The sequence below is a fragment of the Nocardioides salsibiostraticola genome (assembly GCF_054783655.1).
This window is the reverse complement of record NZ_BAAGQD010000026.1, coordinates 411,777-427,010: the sequence shown is the minus strand read 5'-3', so window position 1 is coordinate 427,010 and position 15,234 is coordinate 411,777. Positions and strand designations below refer to the sequence as shown.

15 protein-coding genes are annotated in these 15,234 nt (G+C 67.9%); 12 read left to right on the top strand and 3 right to left on the bottom strand.

All coding sequences use genetic code 11. The features are described from left to right. Window positions 1–58: 58 nt before the first annotated feature. The 6 genes from ACYVLV_RS16430 (at window position 59) to ACYVLV_RS16405 (ending at window position 4,211) form a co-directional block, all read left to right on the top strand. Window positions 59–463 (top strand): phage holin family protein, encoded by a 405-nt coding sequence (locus ACYVLV_RS16430; protein WP_460811500.1) that lies wholly within the window; start codon window positions 59–61, stop codon window positions 461–463. Beyond that, window positions 460–699: a DUF3618 domain-containing protein gene (locus tag ACYVLV_RS16425; protein WP_460811497.1), complete on the top strand. Its 240-nt coding sequence runs from the start codon at window positions 460–462 to the stop codon at window positions 697–699. Before ACYVLV_RS16430 ends, ACYVLV_RS16425 begins: the two co-directional genes overlap by 4 nt. Then, window positions 696–1,775, top strand: coding sequence for a YihY/virulence factor BrkB family protein (locus ACYVLV_RS16420; protein WP_460811495.1), 1,080 nt, complete (start codon window positions 696–698; stop codon window positions 1,773–1,775). Before ACYVLV_RS16425 ends, ACYVLV_RS16420 begins: the two co-directional genes overlap by 4 nt. Next, window positions 1,772–2,074: a DUF4235 domain-containing protein gene (locus ACYVLV_RS16415; protein ID WP_460811493.1), complete on the top strand. Its 303-nt coding sequence runs from the start codon at window positions 1,772–1,774 to the stop codon at window positions 2,072–2,074. Before ACYVLV_RS16420 ends, ACYVLV_RS16415 begins: the two co-directional genes overlap by 4 nt. Window positions 2,075–2,193: 119 nt before the next feature. After that, window positions 2,194–2,514 (top strand): ArsR/SmtB family transcription factor, encoded by a 321-nt coding sequence (locus ACYVLV_RS16410; protein ID WP_460811490.1) that lies wholly within the window; start codon window positions 2,194–2,196, stop codon window positions 2,512–2,514. Continuing rightward, window positions 2,511–4,211: a SulP family inorganic anion transporter gene (locus ACYVLV_RS16405; protein ID WP_460811487.1), complete on the top strand. Its 1,701-nt coding sequence runs from the start codon at window positions 2,511–2,513 to the stop codon at window positions 4,209–4,211. Before ACYVLV_RS16410 ends, ACYVLV_RS16405 begins: the two co-directional genes overlap by 4 nt. Before the next feature lie 3 nt (window positions 4,212–4,214). Here the strand turns inward: ACYVLV_RS16405 and ACYVLV_RS16400 are convergent, their stop codons facing one another. Then, on the bottom strand, window positions 4,215–4,928 hold the full coding sequence (locus tag ACYVLV_RS16400; RefSeq protein ID WP_460811484.1) for a TetR/AcrR family transcriptional regulator: 714 nt from the start codon (window positions 4,926–4,928) through the stop codon (window positions 4,215–4,217). 84 nt (window positions 4,929–5,012) lie between these two features. On the opposite strand from ACYVLV_RS16400, the gene ACYVLV_RS16395 reads away from it, so the two are divergent. The 3 genes from ACYVLV_RS16395 (at window position 5,013) to ACYVLV_RS16385 (ending at window position 8,267) form a co-directional block, all read left to right on the top strand. Beyond that, on the top strand, window positions 5,013–5,864 hold the full coding sequence (locus ACYVLV_RS16395; RefSeq protein ID WP_460812240.1) for a 3-hydroxybutyryl-CoA dehydrogenase: 852 nt from the start codon (window positions 5,013–5,015) through the stop codon (window positions 5,862–5,864). Between the two features lie 5 nt (window positions 5,865–5,869). Continuing rightward, window positions 5,870–7,045, top strand: coding sequence for an acyl-CoA dehydrogenase family protein (locus ACYVLV_RS16390; RefSeq protein ID WP_460811482.1), 1,176 nt, complete (start codon window positions 5,870–5,872; stop codon window positions 7,043–7,045). A 298-nt stretch (window positions 7,046–7,343) separates the two neighbouring features. Next, a complete protein-coding gene (locus ACYVLV_RS16385; protein ID WP_460811480.1) occupies window positions 7,344–8,267 on the top strand; it encodes an acyl-ACP desaturase in 924 nt (307 codons plus the stop codon). 55 nt (window positions 8,268–8,322) lie between these two features. On the opposite strand, the gene ACYVLV_RS16380 is transcribed toward ACYVLV_RS16385, so the two are convergent. Further along, window positions 8,323–8,886, bottom strand: coding sequence for a carboxymuconolactone decarboxylase family protein (locus ACYVLV_RS16380; protein WP_460811478.1), 564 nt, complete (start codon window positions 8,884–8,886; stop codon window positions 8,323–8,325). A gap of 135 nt (window positions 8,887–9,021) precedes the next feature. On the opposite strand from ACYVLV_RS16380, the gene ACYVLV_RS16375 reads away from it, so the two are divergent. Beyond that, window positions 9,022–9,624 carry a TetR/AcrR family transcriptional regulator gene (locus tag ACYVLV_RS16375; RefSeq protein WP_460811474.1) on the top strand — a complete coding sequence of 201 codons (603 nt, stop codon included), beginning with the start codon at window positions 9,022–9,024 and terminating at the stop codon, window positions 9,622–9,624. A gap of 42 nt (window positions 9,625–9,666) precedes the next feature. Here the strand turns inward: ACYVLV_RS16375 and ACYVLV_RS16370 are convergent, their stop codons facing one another. Then, the gene (locus tag ACYVLV_RS16370; RefSeq protein ID WP_460811472.1) at window positions 9,667–13,614 is read right to left on the bottom strand and encodes a putative inorganic carbon transporter subunit DabA; all 3,948 of its coding nucleotides are present in this window, start codon (window positions 13,612–13,614) and stop codon (window positions 9,667–9,669) included. Between the two features lie 97 nt (window positions 13,615–13,711). Between ACYVLV_RS16370 and ACYVLV_RS16365 the strand changes: the two genes are divergently transcribed. Then, on the top strand, window positions 13,712–14,014 hold the full coding sequence (locus ACYVLV_RS16365; protein ID WP_460811471.1) for a hypothetical protein: 303 nt from the start codon (window positions 13,712–13,714) through the stop codon (window positions 14,012–14,014). Window positions 14,015–14,145: 131 nt separating this feature from the next. Beyond that, entirely contained in the window at window positions 14,146–14,943 is a 798-nt protein-coding gene (locus tag ACYVLV_RS16360; RefSeq protein WP_460811470.1) for an SDR family oxidoreductase, read from the top strand. The last annotated feature ends 291 nt before the right edge of the window (window positions 14,944–15,234 follow it).

Genomic DNA, 15,234 nt, shown 5'->3' with positions numbered 1-15,234 from the left:
CGTATGACGCTGTGTCCGCGTGCGCGTTCGCTACCTACGCAGAAGGAGAACGACAGCCGTGACCGAACCATCCCCACAGACCTCGGGAGACCCTGGACTGGGTCAGTTGGTCGGAGACTTCACCAACGACGTCTCCACCCTGATCCGCGACGAGATGGCCCTGGCCAAGGTCGAGATCCAGCAATCCGTGAAGGACGCCGGTATCGGCGCAGGTCTCTTCTCCGCGGCGGGCGTCGTCGCGCTGTACGGCGTGGGCGCCCTGATCGCCACCCTGATCCTCGCGCTCGCGCTCGTGGTCGACGCCTGGTTGGCGGCGCTGATCGTGACGTTGGTCCTCTTCCTCACCGCGGGTGGCCTCGCCTTCGTCGGCAAGAACCGGATGGACCACGCCACGCCCGCTGTCGACGCCACAGCGGCCAATGTCCGCCAGGACGTCGCCACGATCAAGGGGAAGCACGTATGAACGCCACCGAGCCCGAGCCGCGCAGCAAGGAAGAGATCGAGGCCGATCTGGCCGAGACACGCGATCACCTCGCCGAGACCGTCGACGCCCTGGGTCACAAGCTCGACGTGAAGTCCCGGTCGCGTGACAAGGCGGTCGAGCTGAAGGAGAATCACGGGCGCGAACTGTTGCTGGGCGGGGTCGCGCTGGTCGTGGTCCTCGTGGGCCTCAGGGTCTGGAAGGCCAAGCGCCGGTGACCCAGACGGTGACAGAGGGAACGACCACCCGCTCCCAAGCACCCGACCCCGAGGCGGAGATCAAGCCGGACTCCCCCGACGACCTCACCGCACGGTCGTGGAAGTACATCGCCCGCAAGACGATGCGGGAGTTCTCTTTCGATCAGTGCACCGACCTCGCGGCTGCGCTCACCTACTACGCGGTGCTGGCGCTCTTCCCCGGCCTGATCGCGCTGTTGTCGCTGATCGGTGTGTTCGGTCAGGGGCCGCAGAGTGTCGACACGCTCTTGGGCATCCTGCGCGACCTCGGAGCAGGGTCGGTGGCAGACACCCTGCAACCGACCCTGGTCGAACTCTCCACCGGCTCGACTGCTGGCTTCGCGCTGGTCGTCGGGCTGCTCAGCGCACTGTGGTCCGCCTCGGGTTACGTCGGCGCTTTCGGTCGTGCGATGAACCGGATCTACGAGATCGGCGAGGGCAGGCCGGTGTGGAAGTTGCGCCCGCTGTTGCTGCTGGTCACTGCCGTGATCGTGGTGCTGACCGCTGCCGTTCTGATGGCTCTGGTGGTGTCCGGACCGGCCGCCGAGGCCGTCGGTAGCGCGCTGGGGATCGGCTCCACCGCGGTGACCCTGTGGGGCATCGTGAAGTGGCCGATCATGCTGGTGGTCGTCGTCCTGATTGTGGCGCTGCTCTACTACTCCACGCCCAACGTGCAGCAGCCCAAGTTCCGGTGGATCAGTGTCGGCGCGGGCTTCGCGATCCTGGTGTGGGTGTTGGCCTCGGTGGCGTTCGGGTTCTACGTGGCGAACTTCTCCAGCTACAACAAGACCTACGGGGCGCTCGCGGGCGTCATCGTCTTCCTGCTGTGGCTGTGGCTGACCAACGTCGCGCTGCTGTTCGGTGCCGAGCTCGACTCGGAGCTGGAACGCGGACGCCAGTTGCAGGCCGGACTCGAGGCGGAGGAGGACCTGCAGCTCCCGCTGCGCGACGACACCAAGCTGAAGAAGGATGAGCAGAAGGAGCAGGAACTACTCGTCGAGGGCGAGAACATCCGAGAAGAACACGGCACCGACCGGGAGGGAGATCCAACATCGTGACCAAGCACCGCGAACAACCCACGAGCACCTCAGCCAAGATCCTGTACAGGCCAGTAGGTATCGCCTCCGGCATGGTGGCAGGAGCCATCGCCGGCCAGATCTTCCAGCAGGTGTGGAAGCGAGGCAGCGCCGGGCCGGACGCCGACCCGCCGACGCCCCTGCAGAGTGAGTACAAGATCTCGGAGATCCTGGCGGCTGCGGCCGTCCAGGGCGCCATCTTCGCGGTGGTGAAGGCGCTGGTCACCCGCGGCGGAGCCCGGGTCTTCGAGCGCACCACCGGTGAGTGGCCGGGCGACTGATCGCTCGGGTGGGGGCCTACTGGTTGCTTAATGATCGAGTTGAAGAATTCTTCAGTTGATGTACTGTTGAATACATCAACTCATCAACGACGGGCGCCACCATCGACACTCCCCTGAACGTGGCGAAGGCCGAACTGTTCAAGACCTTGGGCCACCCGGTTCGCATCCGGGTGCTCGAGTTGCTCCAGGACGGCGCGCGGCCGGTGCACGAACTGCTGGCCGACATCGATGTCGAGGCCTCCAACCTGTCCCAGCAACTCGGCGTACTGCGTCGGGCCGGGCTGGTTCGATCCTCGCGCGACAAAGCCGCCGTTTTGTACACCCTGGCGTCGCCGGACGTCGCCGACCTGCTGCTCCACGCCCGCCGGATCCTGGCGTCCTTGTGGTCCGAGCAGGAGGGGCTGCTCGTCAGCCTGCGGGCCAACTCCGAGGACCGGTGAGCGCGGAGGTTCTCCCCCGTCTGAGCGAGACGATGGCGCGGGTCCGCAACCTGCTTCCGACCACCAGCGACCTCACCGACATACGCCGGCATCCACGACAGGACCTCGTCGCCGGGGTGACGGTGGCCATCGTCGCCCTCCCCCTGGCTCTGGCCTTCGGCGCCGCCTCCGGGATGGGCGCCCAGGCGGGCCTGGTCACCGCGGTGGTGGCCGGCATCGTGGCCGCGGTCTTCGGCGGTTCCAACATCCAGGTCTCCGGACCCACCGGGGCCATGACCGTCGTCCTCATCCCGGTGGTCCACGAGCACGGGCCCGCCGGTGTGTTCATGGTCGGCCTGATGGCCGGGCTGATCCTGGTCGGGATGGCCATCGCGCATCTGGGCCGCTACGTGCGCTATCTGCCCGTCTCGGTGATCGAAGGCTTCACCGCCGGCATCGCGGTGGTCATTGCCCTGCAGCAGGTGCCCGCTGCGCTCGGAGTCACCGACGCCACGGGCGACAAGGTGTGGGCCAGCGCGGCTGATGCCGTCCGCCTGTTCGTCGGCGACCCGCACGCCGCTCCCCTCGTGATGTCCCTGTTGGTGGCGGCCCTGATGGTGCTCGGCGCCCGATGGCGACCCGGGGTGCCGTTCTCGCTCATCGGCGTGGCCCTGGCGACGGTCGTGGCACGCGCCTTCGATCTGGGATTGGTGTCGCTGGGTCGTCTGCCGGCGGGCCTGCCGGCCCCCTCCCTGAGTTTCATCGACGTGGGCGCAGCGAGCGCCCTGATCACCGCGGCTCTGGCCATCGCCGCGCTCGCGGCCCTCGAGAGCCTGCTGTGCGCGACGGTGGCCGACGCGATGACCATCGACGAGCACCACGATCCCGACCGTGAGCTCTTCGGCCAGGGAATGGCCAACATCGTGACCCCGATGTTCGGCGGTGTGGCGGCGACCGCCGCGATCGCCCGAACCGCGGTCAACGTGCGCGCCGGCGCTACCTCTCGCCTGGCCGCCGTGACCCATTCGCTGGTGCTGCTCGCCCTTGTCTTCGCTGCCGCACCGCTGGTCTCGAGCATCCCGCTGGCCGCACTGGCCGGCGTACTGTTCGCCACCTGCCTGCGGATGTTCGAGGCCGGGGCCCTACGAGCGCTTGTTCGCGCGACCCGCTCGGACGCCGTGATCGTCGTACTCACCTTCACCGTGACGGTGGCCGTCGACCTCGTCGCCGCGGTCGGGGTGGGGGTCGCGGTGGCGGTCGCCCTCGCGTTGCGGACGGTGGCCCACAGCGCGCGCATGGACCAGATCCCTCTGGACTCCAGCGATCACAGCGCCGAGGAACATGCCCTCCTGAGCGAACACATCGTGGTCTACCGCATCGACGGGCCGCTCTTCTTCGGTGCCGCCCACCGGCTCCTGCTGGAGCTACCCGATGTGGCGGATGTCGACGTGGTCATCCTGCGGATGTCGAGGGTCAGCACGCTCGATGCCACCGGAGCGAGCGTTCTGGCCGACTCCATAACCCGGCTCGAGCGGCGTGGCATCGTGGTCCTGCTCTCCGGCCTGACCCCCGAGCACGACGACGTCCTGCGCTCCCTGGGGTCCGGGGCCGAGCTTCGTGCGAAGGGTCGGATCCTGCCGGACACCCCAACCGCCATCGCGCACGCCCGGGGGTTGCTGGGCTCCACGACGGTGCGATCACACCCTCAACCGACCTGATCCTCAGGTCGCGTCGGACCCGAGGTGCTCGGTTGCGTCGATCGTGGCCGGGCTGACCAGCGCTTCTCGGATGCGGGGCAGCAGGGTCTCCACGCCCATCCCGGACCGGAACACCAACACCGTGGTGTCGGCATCCCCGCTGGTCCCGTCGAAGAGCGCGATCACGTCGCGGATGGCGGTGTCGAACTCCTCGTGGGGTTGCGTCGTGAGGTCGCGAAGCCAGCGTCGGAGTACGACGTTGTGGGCCGTGACGACTGCGTTCGCCATGAGTTCGGAGCGGACCTCGGCTCCTGGGCCCGGGGGCATCCAGGTGCGGATGAAGTCGCGGAAGAGTTTCTGGTAGCCGTGCATCCCGGCGATCTCGCGGTCGCGGAGCGTCGGCACCGTGCGGGTGAACCGGTAGCGCCGACGAGCCAGGTCGCCCTCGGCGAGGAAGTGGTCGAGGACCATGCGCGCCCCCTCGACCACCGCCAGCATGCTGCCGTCGGAGCCGGCGGCCGCCAGGCGCGCACGGATGCGGCGGTGGAGATCCTCGTGGTCGGGGAAGATCACATCTTCCTTGCTCGCGAACATGCGGAAGAACGTCGACCGACTGATTCCGGCCCGGTCCGCGATCTGGTCGACCGTCGCCTGGGCGTAGCCCCGCTCAGCGAACAACGCGAACGCCGCGTCCACCACGCGGACCCGCGAGTCTGCCGCCACCTCTGGTTCGGTCATGGAAGTCCTCCTCCGATTCGATGCTAGGCTCTGACACTAAGTTCCATAAGTGTGACACTGAGTATCGGAGTCCAGATGAGCGGTATCGAACGTGTGGGTGTTGTCGGCTGCGGCCTGATGGGGGCGGGCATCGCCGAGGTGTCGGCTCGAGCCGGCGTCGATGTCGTGGTCGTCGAATCCACCGACGACGCCGCTCGGGCCGGGCTCGAGCGGATCGAGGGTTCGTTGCGACGCGCCGAGAGCCGCGGGAAGATCCCCAGCGCCGACGAGGTTCTCGGCCGGATCCGGGTTGTCAGTGACCTCGAACAGCTCGCGGACCGGGACCTGGTCGTCGAGGCGATCGTCGAGGACGAGGCCGCGAAGACGGCCCTGTTCCGGAGTCTCGACACGATCCTCACCTCGCCCGACGCGATCCTCGCCTCCAACACCTCGTCGATCCCGATCATGAAGTTGGCCGTCGTGACCAGCCGCCCCCAGCGAGTGATGGGGATCCACTTCTTCAACCCCGTTCCCGTGCTCTCGTTGGTCGAGTTGGTGCCGAGTCTCCTGACCGCTGAGGAGACCACCGAACAGGCCCGCCACTTCGTGCAGGAACAGCTCGGCAAACGGGCCATCGACTGCCAGGACCGGGCCGGCTTCGTGGTCAACGCCCTGCTCATCCCCTTCATCCTCTCCGCGATCCGGATGATGGAGTCCGGGTTCGCCACCGCCGAAGACATCGACGAGGGACTGGTGCGCGGGGCTGCGCACCCCCAGGGCCCTCTCGCGCTGGCCGACCTGATCGGGCTCGACACGACGCAGGCCGTGGCCGAGTCCCTGTACGAGGAGTTCAAAGAACCGCTCTACGCCCCGCCGCCCTTGTTGGCGCGGATGGTTTCCGCGGGACTGCTCGGCCGGAAGTCCGGCCGCGGGTTCTACACCTACGAGAAGAGGTAACACCGATGACGAACACTGCCGACTCCAACATCGCACGCGAGTGGTTCCGGATCACCGACGACCACGAGGAGCTGCGGGCCATGGTCCGTGACCTGGTGGCCGACAAGGTGACACCGCACGCGGCCGAGGCAGACGACCGTGCGGAGTACCCCCAGGCGGCGCACGACGCTCTGGTTGCCTCCGACTTCCACGCCCCGCACGTGCCGGAGGCCTACGACGGCGTGGGCGCCGATGCCCTGGCCACCTGCATCGTGATCGAGGAGGTGGCGCGCGGCTGTGCCTCGTCCTCGCTGATCCCCGCGGTCAACAAGCTCGGCTCGTTGCCCGTCATCCTCGGCGGGTCCGAGGACCTCAAGCAGCGCTACCTCCCCCGCCTGGCCGCGGGCGAGGGCTTCTCCTACGGTCTGTCCGAGCGCGACGCGGGCAGCGACACCGCCTCGATGAAGTGCCGCGCCACCGCCGACGGTGGCGACTATGTGCTGAACGGCCAGAAGTCCTGGATCACCGGCGCCGGCATCTCGGAGTTCTACACGGTCCTGGCCGTCACCGACCCCGACGCTCCGCGCGGCAAGGGGATCAGCGCGTTCGTGCTGGAGAAGTCCGACGAGGGCTTCACCTTCGGGGAGAAGGAGCGCAAGCTCGGCATCAAGGGCTCCCCGACCCGGGAACTGCTCTTCGACAACGTCCGCATCCCCGCCGACCGGATGATCGGTGAGCCCGGGACCGGACTCCAGCTCGCGCTGCTGACCTTGGACCACACGCGCGTCACGATCGGCGCTCAGGCCGTCGGCATCGCGCAGGGAGCCCTCGACTTCGCCGTGAACTACGTGCAGGAGCGTCAGCAGTTCGGCAAGCGCATCTCCGACTTCCAGGGAATCCAGTTCATGCTCGCGGACATGGCCATGAAGCTCGAGGCCGCCCGCCAGATGGTGTACGTCGCAGCAGCGAAGTCCGAGCGGGGCGACGCGGATCTGACGTTCTTCGGAGCGGCCGCCAAGTGCTTCGCCTCCGACGCAGCGATGGAGATCACCACCGACGCCGTACAACTCCTCGGCGGCTACGGCTACACCCAGGACTTCCCCGTCGAGCGGATGATGCGCGACGCGAAGATCACCCAGATCTACGAAGGCACCAACCAGGTCCAGCGGGTCGTCATGGCGCGACAACTGCTCAACCGCTGACGCGTGTGACCTGAGGCCACGACAGCCGATCTGCGCAGCGGGGGCCTCAGCTGGTGTGGAGCAGAGCCACCACGAACGCGAGCGCGGGGCCAGCCCACAGGAAGAGCGTTCCGGCGAGTTCCTTCGTCAACTTTTCTTCAACGAGTTGTTCAGATAATTGGGACACGAATGTGACTCTAGGTGCAGATTGTCCAGAGAGCCAACCACCGACTAGCCCACCGCACCATGGCAGCTTCTTTTGCGCCTGCAGGCGCACGAGGGGCTTCCGCTCGACGCGGTGGAGGTGGTAAGCCAAGACATGGACAACGCGACGCTGCTCAAGGAACTCGAACCGACCGTCGAGGCCAACCTCAACCGGCACCTGCAGGTGGCGCAGGAGTGGATGCCCCACGAGTACGTCCCGTGGGCCGACGGCCGCAACTTCGCACTGCTCGACGGGGAACCCTGGTCCTTGGAGCAGTCGTCACTGTCCCCCATCGCCCGGACCGCGCTGGAGGTCAACCTCCTCACCGAGGACAACCTGCCCAGCTACCACCGCGAGGTCGAGCAGGCCTTCGGTCGCGAGAGCGCGTGGGGCGAGTGGGTGAACCGGTGGACCGCGGAGGAGGGACGTCACGCGTTCTGCATCCGCGACTACCTCCTGGTGACCCGCGGCGTAGATCCCGACGAGCTCGAACGGGCGCGGATGCAGACGATGGAGGCCGGGTACTACGCGGACGACAAGTCGCTGCTGCACGTGTGTGCTTACGTGTCGTTCCAGGAGTTGGCGACACGGGTCTCCCATCGCAACACCGGCCGGATCACCGAGGACCCGATCGCGGAGAAGCTGCTCTCGCGGGTGTCGAAGGACGAGAACCTGCACATGATCTTCTACCGCAACATCGTGGAGGCCGCCCTCGAACTCTCCCCCGGACCCACGATGCGCGCCATCGCTGACGAGGTCATCAACTTCCAGATGCCCGGGTCGGTGATCCCGGGCTTCGCCCGCAAGGCGGTCCAGATGGCCAAGGCCGGCATCTACGACCTGCGCATCCACCACGACGACATCGTCCAGCCGCTGGTGCGGCAGTGGGGGCTGCTCGAACTCGAGGGACTCGACGAGGAGGGCGAACGCGCCCGCGACGAACTCGCCGCAGCGATCGAGGCGCTCGACGTACAGGCCACCAGGTTCACCGAGCAGCGTGATGCCGCGGCGGCGAAGCGGGCGGCCCGACTCGGCTAGGTGTGCGAACTGCCGCGCCCCCGGAGGGGACGCGGCAGGGCATCTGCAGAAGGACTCAGGCGTTGACGGCCGTTCCGTTCCAGGCGAATTTCTGGAAGGGCTCGTCGACCGGGGTCTGAGCCAGGTGGTTGGTGTAGTTCGACATCACCTTCTGGGAGACGCCGAGGACGACCTCGAGCACCTGACGCTTGGTGAAGCCGGCGTCCAAGAAGGTCTGCACAGCGGTGTCGTCGACCGCACCGCGCTCGCGAACCACGGCCAGGGTGAAGGTGCGCAGCGCCTCGAGGTGGTCGTTGGGCAGTTCCGTGCCGTCGCGAAGCGCGTCGGTGATGGCGTCGTCGACCTTCATCCCCTTGGCGATCGCCGTGTGGGCCGGGACGCAGTAGTGGCAGGCGTGCTCGACGTTGATGGACTGCCAGACCACCGTGATCTCGTCCTTGTCGAGGCTGGAGCCGACGAACAGCTCGTGCACCTGCTGGTACGCCGCCAACAGGCCCGGCGCCTCGGCCATCGTCGCGTGCAGCGCCGGGATCATGCCGTTCTGCTTCTTCGACTTGGCCAGCAGTTCCTGGCTCGCCTCGGGTGCGGTGGTCTCGTCGTGCAGCTGGAAGTCAGTCATCAGCGTCTCCTCGTTCTGGGGCCACCTCAGGGGGGCCGTGGCTTCGAATCACGTTCAGTACCAAACGGTACCTTAATCCCCCAGAGTTTGCTACCGAGGGGTTACAAACTCCAGATCTCGGCGTACGATGGGGGCGTGGAAACCACCAGTAAGGCAGCCGTCGGGCGGCCCCGACTCTTCGACGAGGAGGCGGTGCTCTCAGAACTCACCGCGCTGTTCTGGCGTCAGGGCTACGCCGCGACGTCCATGTCGGACATCGTGGCGGCCAGCGGAGTCCACAAGCCCAGCCTGTACCGGACCTTCGGCACGAAGGAAGAACTCTTCGCCACGGTCCTGCGCCGCTACCTCGCCGAACGCATCGCCATGTTCGCGACCCTGATCGAGGCCGCCGGACCCGGCAAGGAAGGCGCGCACCGGTTCTTGGACCTGTTCGAGTCTGATGCGATCTCGGCCAAGGGTCGGGACGGATGCCTGATGGTGATGGCCTCGAACGAGTTGCGCGGCGTCCTGCCCGGCTACGACTTCTCAACCGACTACCGCACGCAGATGCGCGAGCAGATCAGTCGACTCGTGGCGCAGGTGCTGCCTCCCGACGTCGATGCCGACCTGGCCTCCGCCCGAACGGATCTGCTCAGCACCTACTTGCTGGGTCTGCACGTCGTGATGCGCTCCGGTGCCGACCCCGACGAGATCGGCCGAAACCTCAAGGCTCTGCACCTGACCGTCGACTCCTGGTGATCCACCGGCGTTGTCCGGCGCAGCGCCTTCAGGCCCGGGAGGTCACTCCTCGAGAAGCGCCGCCGCTCGCACACCCACCGCGTGAGGGTCCTCAGGACCGATGATGGCTTCCTGCTTCGACATCCGACCGGACGGCTCCCACGTCAGATCGGGACGCAGCCGCATCGGCTCCCCCCGGTCGACGCAGACGAGTCGAATCCATGCGTGACACACCAGGTTCCTCAGGCCCTCGTGACGTCCGACGATCGTGCGCACCATGGCCGGGTCGGCCACGACAACTGCTAGCAACCGCACCGGCTCATGCACGAGACTCTCGGCGTCGGGACGGGAGCCCGGCTCGCTGCGGAACAGCGCCTGCCAGGGAAGCCCGGTCTGCAGGTCACCGTGGGCTCCGCGCAGTACCCCGACGTCTCCGACCACGTTGTGAGTCGTCTTGTCGCCCGAACCGAAGACCGCAGGAGCAACCGCGGAGAAGTAGTACTGACTGTTGATCCACTGGGTGACAACCAACGGCGCGGTCAGCAGTTGCTCCAGCACCAGTGCTTCAGGATCGGTGTCGCGATCGTAGGAGTGGAGGAAGACACGCCCCTTGAGGTCGACGTCCTCGGTCAGTGACCGCGGGCCGATGACGATGGCGGCGTTGCCCGCCAGACCCCACTCGGGGGTCGGCTCGGACCAGTCCGCGGCGCGACGCGAGGAGGATTGGTGACGCGCTGGCTGATTCTGTGGCAAGAGAAGGGCCCTCTCGCTGGCAGCCGCGCGGCCTGCGGCGAGAAGGTCAGCGGCGAGTCGCTGCAGCGCCCGGTCGGCACTCGGCGACAGGTCGCACTCCGGCAGGAGCGTGACGGTATCCGTGGTGGTGTCGTGGAGCGCCGCCACCGCCCGGGTCGCGTCCGGCAGCACCAGGCCCTGCTCGGTGAGTGCGGCACGAACGGCCACGTCGTTGAGCGCATCGACGAGCAGCGTCGCGTTGACGAGACCGTCGTTGCCCCCGCAGGCGCCGCAGTCGTAGGCCGTGGCGAACGCGTTGTTCTCGGGGCTGCCTCCGTGCGCACAGACCACCAGCAGCGGGGCAAAGTCTCGGGTGAGGCCGGTGCTCCGCAGGGCCGCTGCGGCCATGGCCACCCGAGTCTCGACGCTCAGGTCGGTGCGAAGGTCCGGACGCACGGGACCACTGGCTCCACGGGTCCACCAACTTGAGATCCGCCTGAGCAGTCGAGGATGCAGGGTGGCGGCGAGCGAGGACACGGCGGCGAGTCCGCCCCCCGCCTCGGCGACCACCAGCGCACCCAAGGGGCTGCGGCTCACCGAGGTGACGGTGCGATGCAGCACCTGACTCAACCGGAGCGGGGAGACGTTCTCCCGGGCGATGAAGCTCGGTGCGATCAGTGCCGGGCAGCGCTCGTGGGTGATCGAGTCGGGGTCGAGGTGATCAACAGCGGCGCCGAAGAACCCTGCGTAGCCGAAGGTGCGATGCGCACCCTGGGCCTCGAGGTGGCGACGTACCGGTTCGGAGCGAACGTCGATGCACCACAGGGACTGGCTGATCGGCGCGTCCTCCGGTGCCGGGTGACCGGCGTTCCTCGACCGGTCCCGGTCGGTGACCTCGGGCAGTAGCCAGTTCTCGACCCCGATCTCCAGGGCGCGCTGCCACACCCCGGAGTGGGTGTCGACCAGGGCAGGGTCGGCCTGCTCCCAGGCGCTCGACGACGTGGGCTCGTCTTTCTGAGGTGGCAGGTCCGCACCGACCGCGCCGATCGCGCCGGAGAGGAGAGCGTCGTGGGCCATCCGCAGGGCCGCCCATTCGACGAGAGGTCCCGGGTCACCGGCCCGCCGGGCCCGCCAAGCGGCGTGCCCGCTCCAGCCGGGGACGCTGACGAAGGTGGCGATGAGGTAGCCGGTGAGCCGGTCCAGCGGGAGGTCGATCGACTCCGCGAGCACACCGATCGCTGCCGCCGGGTCCTCCGGCAATGTGGCCACCACCGCAGCCGCACCGGGCAGGCGGAGCGCACGGTCGTACGACGACTGAGCCGCTGCCGCACGCCAGCGGGTCCACGGACCGGGGTCGTGCGCCGCGACGGCGCTCGACCAGGAGCGCTGGGCCCACAGAGCCGTGTGCTCGTCGACCATCCGCGTCACGGTCTCGCGGTGCCCGGGCGGCAGGGCCTCGCACCTGCGCAGAACGGGACGCGCGGTCAGGAGCGACGGTGTTGCCATGAAGGCAAGGGCGCGGGTGGTCTCCACGAAGTCGGCCAGCGCCGCCTGATCGCCGGACTCGGCGAGGGCTGCGTTGAGGTGTTCCTGTGTGATGCGGCCCGCGTCGTGCTGGCCGAGGAAGTAGTCGAGCGAGGGTCGACCCGAGACCCCGTGCGCTTTCGCGGAGGTTGCCAGGGCGACGTCGAAGGAGACCTTCTCGAGGTGAGTAAGGGTGTTGGCCGCGACGAGGTTGCGCAGGGGCCACGCCGGCCCGACGAGTGCGGCCGCCAGGACCACGGCCGCGACCCGCACCTCGTTGTCGTCGTAGTCCGCTCCCGGGTCAGTCGCCGCGGTCACCGCCAGGGGACTTGCCTGCCAGCCGCGGGCACCGGGTCCGGGGGTCAGCGCGGTGCGCAGCAACATCATGGCGAGAGCCGAGTCCGGGCGGGCCGTCAGGTCACGGTCACCGCGGACGATGAGTAGGGCGGCGAGGACCGCGGCGACCAGCAGGAGGGAGCCCGCCAAAGGACCCCACACCACTTCCACCGGCAGGGCGACAGCCAGGAGTTTGTCGCTCCCCAGCACCGACCAGATGTAGCCGCCCGCGAGTACCCCGCCCGCGGTGGACACGCCCCACTGGACGCGCAGGGTCACCCGGGACAGTCCGGCGACTGCGCGTCCGGCCGTAGCCGCGGCGAGCAAGGCCAGCAGCATCGGCACGACCGCGGCCACCCCGGTGGTGTCGATCAGGACGATGAGGGCGGGGGCCGCGACCAGGCTGGCCACGACCACCGCGAGGGCGGCGCAAGCAGTGTCGTGCGCAGAGCGGCCGGTCTGCGGCACGACCAGCGCCTTGGCCCGCCCCACGGCACCGCCAGCGCGGAGGAAGAGCCAGGACTTGTAGGCGCCGTGGCCGATCAGGTGCATCAGTGCGGCAGCCGGCAGGCCGAGCCCGAGCTGAAGGCTCATGTAGCCCATCTGGCTAGTGGTCGAGCAGGCGAGCCGACCCTTCACATCGCTGCGCACACGACCCGCCAGGACTCCGACCACCACTGAGGCGGCACCCAGGATCGCCAGCACCAGAAGGGCGGCGGGGGCTGCGGCGTACAGCGGCCAGGTGAGAAGCACCAGGACACCGGCACCGTTGACGACGCCGGCGTGCAGCAGAGCGGAGACGGGCGAGGGCGCCTCGGCGGTCTCGGGCAGCCAGCGGTGCGCCGGCACCAGGCCGGTACGGACCACGGCGGCGCCCAGAAGTAGGAGGGCGACCAGGGTGGTGCTCCAGCCGGCGTCGAGCTCGTCGAGACGAGAGCGTTCCAGGGAGGGGAAGGTCAGAGCAGCGACGATTACTCCGCTCCACAGGAAGGCGTCGCCGACCAGAAGGTACCGACGTAGCAATCGGGCGGCGGCGGCCGCGTCAGGCCCGCCTGCGCGGGCGACCAGGGATGTGACGGCGAGTCCGCTCAGCGTCCACCCCAGCGCGATGCTCACCAGGCTTCCCCCGCTGACTGTGGCCAGGAGTGCGACAAGGGCCAGGAAGAGTGCTGCGCCGGCCCGGTCATGCTGGGCCCGCCCGCGGAAGTTCGTGGCGGAGTACGTCGCCACCACCCACCCGATGAGTCCGACGAAGGTGATGAGGAGGGCGGCCACCAGGTCGAGGTGGACGCCGATGGCGACCCCACCCGGGTCCGCCATCCAGGACCTCGGGGTGCCGTTGAATGCTGCAGGAAGGGCGGCGAGGCCGACCAGGGCGGCAGCGAGGGTCAGTGCACGGGAGGCTTTGAACCAGATCATGGCAGGACCATATACGAAAACTGATTCGTGAATCACATTCGGTCGGATGAGGTTGGGTGACATGAAGCACACTCAGCATTCGCGTATTGTGGTGCGGGTGAGCCAGGGCGAGTGGACCTTCCTTTCCAACTACGGCCATGTGCTGGTGTCGCTGGCCCGGGATCCCGACTCCCGGATGCGGGACGTCGCCGAGGCAGTGGGCATCACCGAACGAGCGGTACAGCTGATCGTCAGCGAGCTCGTCGGTCAGGGATACCTGGTCAAGGAGAAGGTCGGTCGTCGCAACCGGTACGCCGTGGTGCGCGGTGCGCACCTGCGCCACGACCTGGAGGCCGCGATCTCCGTGGGCGCCTTCCTCGACCTCATCGCCGGGCCGAACGCGGCTCGTCGTACCCCCTGAAGCGAGCTTCTCGCCATCCACGTGGGCGACACATGGCCCATCACAAGCAAATTAATTCGTGCTTCCTGATTCGTGCTAGCGTCCCGCCCCAAGCGCCCACCACGGGTGCAGGAGAGTGCGGGGATCTTGAGGTGTTGACCGGCAAGCGGCTGCTCATCAGCGGCGTGACAGACCCACAGAGCATCGGCGCGGCGGTGGCCGAGCGTGCGGGAGAGTTGGGCGCCGAGACCGTGCTTGCGGCGTACCCGCGCGCCTTGGCTGGTGCGGAAGAGGTGGCCGCCCGGTGCCCCGGCGTCGTGGGCGTGGTCGAGGTTGATGCGACCGCTCCAGAAGACATGGCCCGCCTGGAGACCGAGCTGCAGCAACGCTGGGGAACCGTCGACGGGATGCTTCACGCCATCGCGTTCGCCCCGAAGGCTGCCCTGGGCTCCGTCCTGGACGTGCCTGCGGCCGACGTGGAGTTGGCCTTCCGCACCAGCGTCTGGACCTACGCCGCTTTCGGCAGCCTGATGTCTCGGTTGGCGCCTCCATCAGGGGCCAGCCTGGTCGGCCTCGACTTCGACTCAGAGCGAGCTTTTCCGGTCTACAACTGGATGGGGCCCTGCAAGGCTGCCCTTCGCTCACTCAACACCTACCTGGCACGAGACCTCGGAGGTGCCGGATCGCGGGCGAACCTGGTTGCCGCTGGTCCGCTGCGCACGAAGGCGGCCTCCGGGATCCCGGACTTCAGAGTTCTGGAAGACGCCTGGGAACGTCAGGCCCCGCTGACGTGGGACTCGTCCGATGCGTCGGTGGTTGCCGACGCAGTCTGTTTCCTCTTCTCCGACTCATCCCGAGCGATCACGGGCGAGGTGCTCCACGTCGACGGAGGCTTCCACGCCATGGCGACGCAGATTCGCGAGCCTGGCGCATCGGCAGCGAGGATCTGAAGGTCGCGAACCCACCCGGAACAAGGCCTGTAGGGATTCGAACCCCAACCTTCTGATCCGTAGGAGGTCTGTTCACCCACCGTCCGCGCTGCTGCAGGCTTTCGCATCAGGCATTTGATGCCATCCGACGCCGCTCATGACACCCAACTGTGCCCGGAGTGTGCCCGCAAAATCCGCTCACGAGGGGCGGGGTAAGCCGGTTCGGGTCACCTATCCGCGCGGAGACCAGTTGTGCCCACCGTAGGTGTTGGCGCGGACAGGGGCTAGATGAGAACACAATGCGGCCAACTC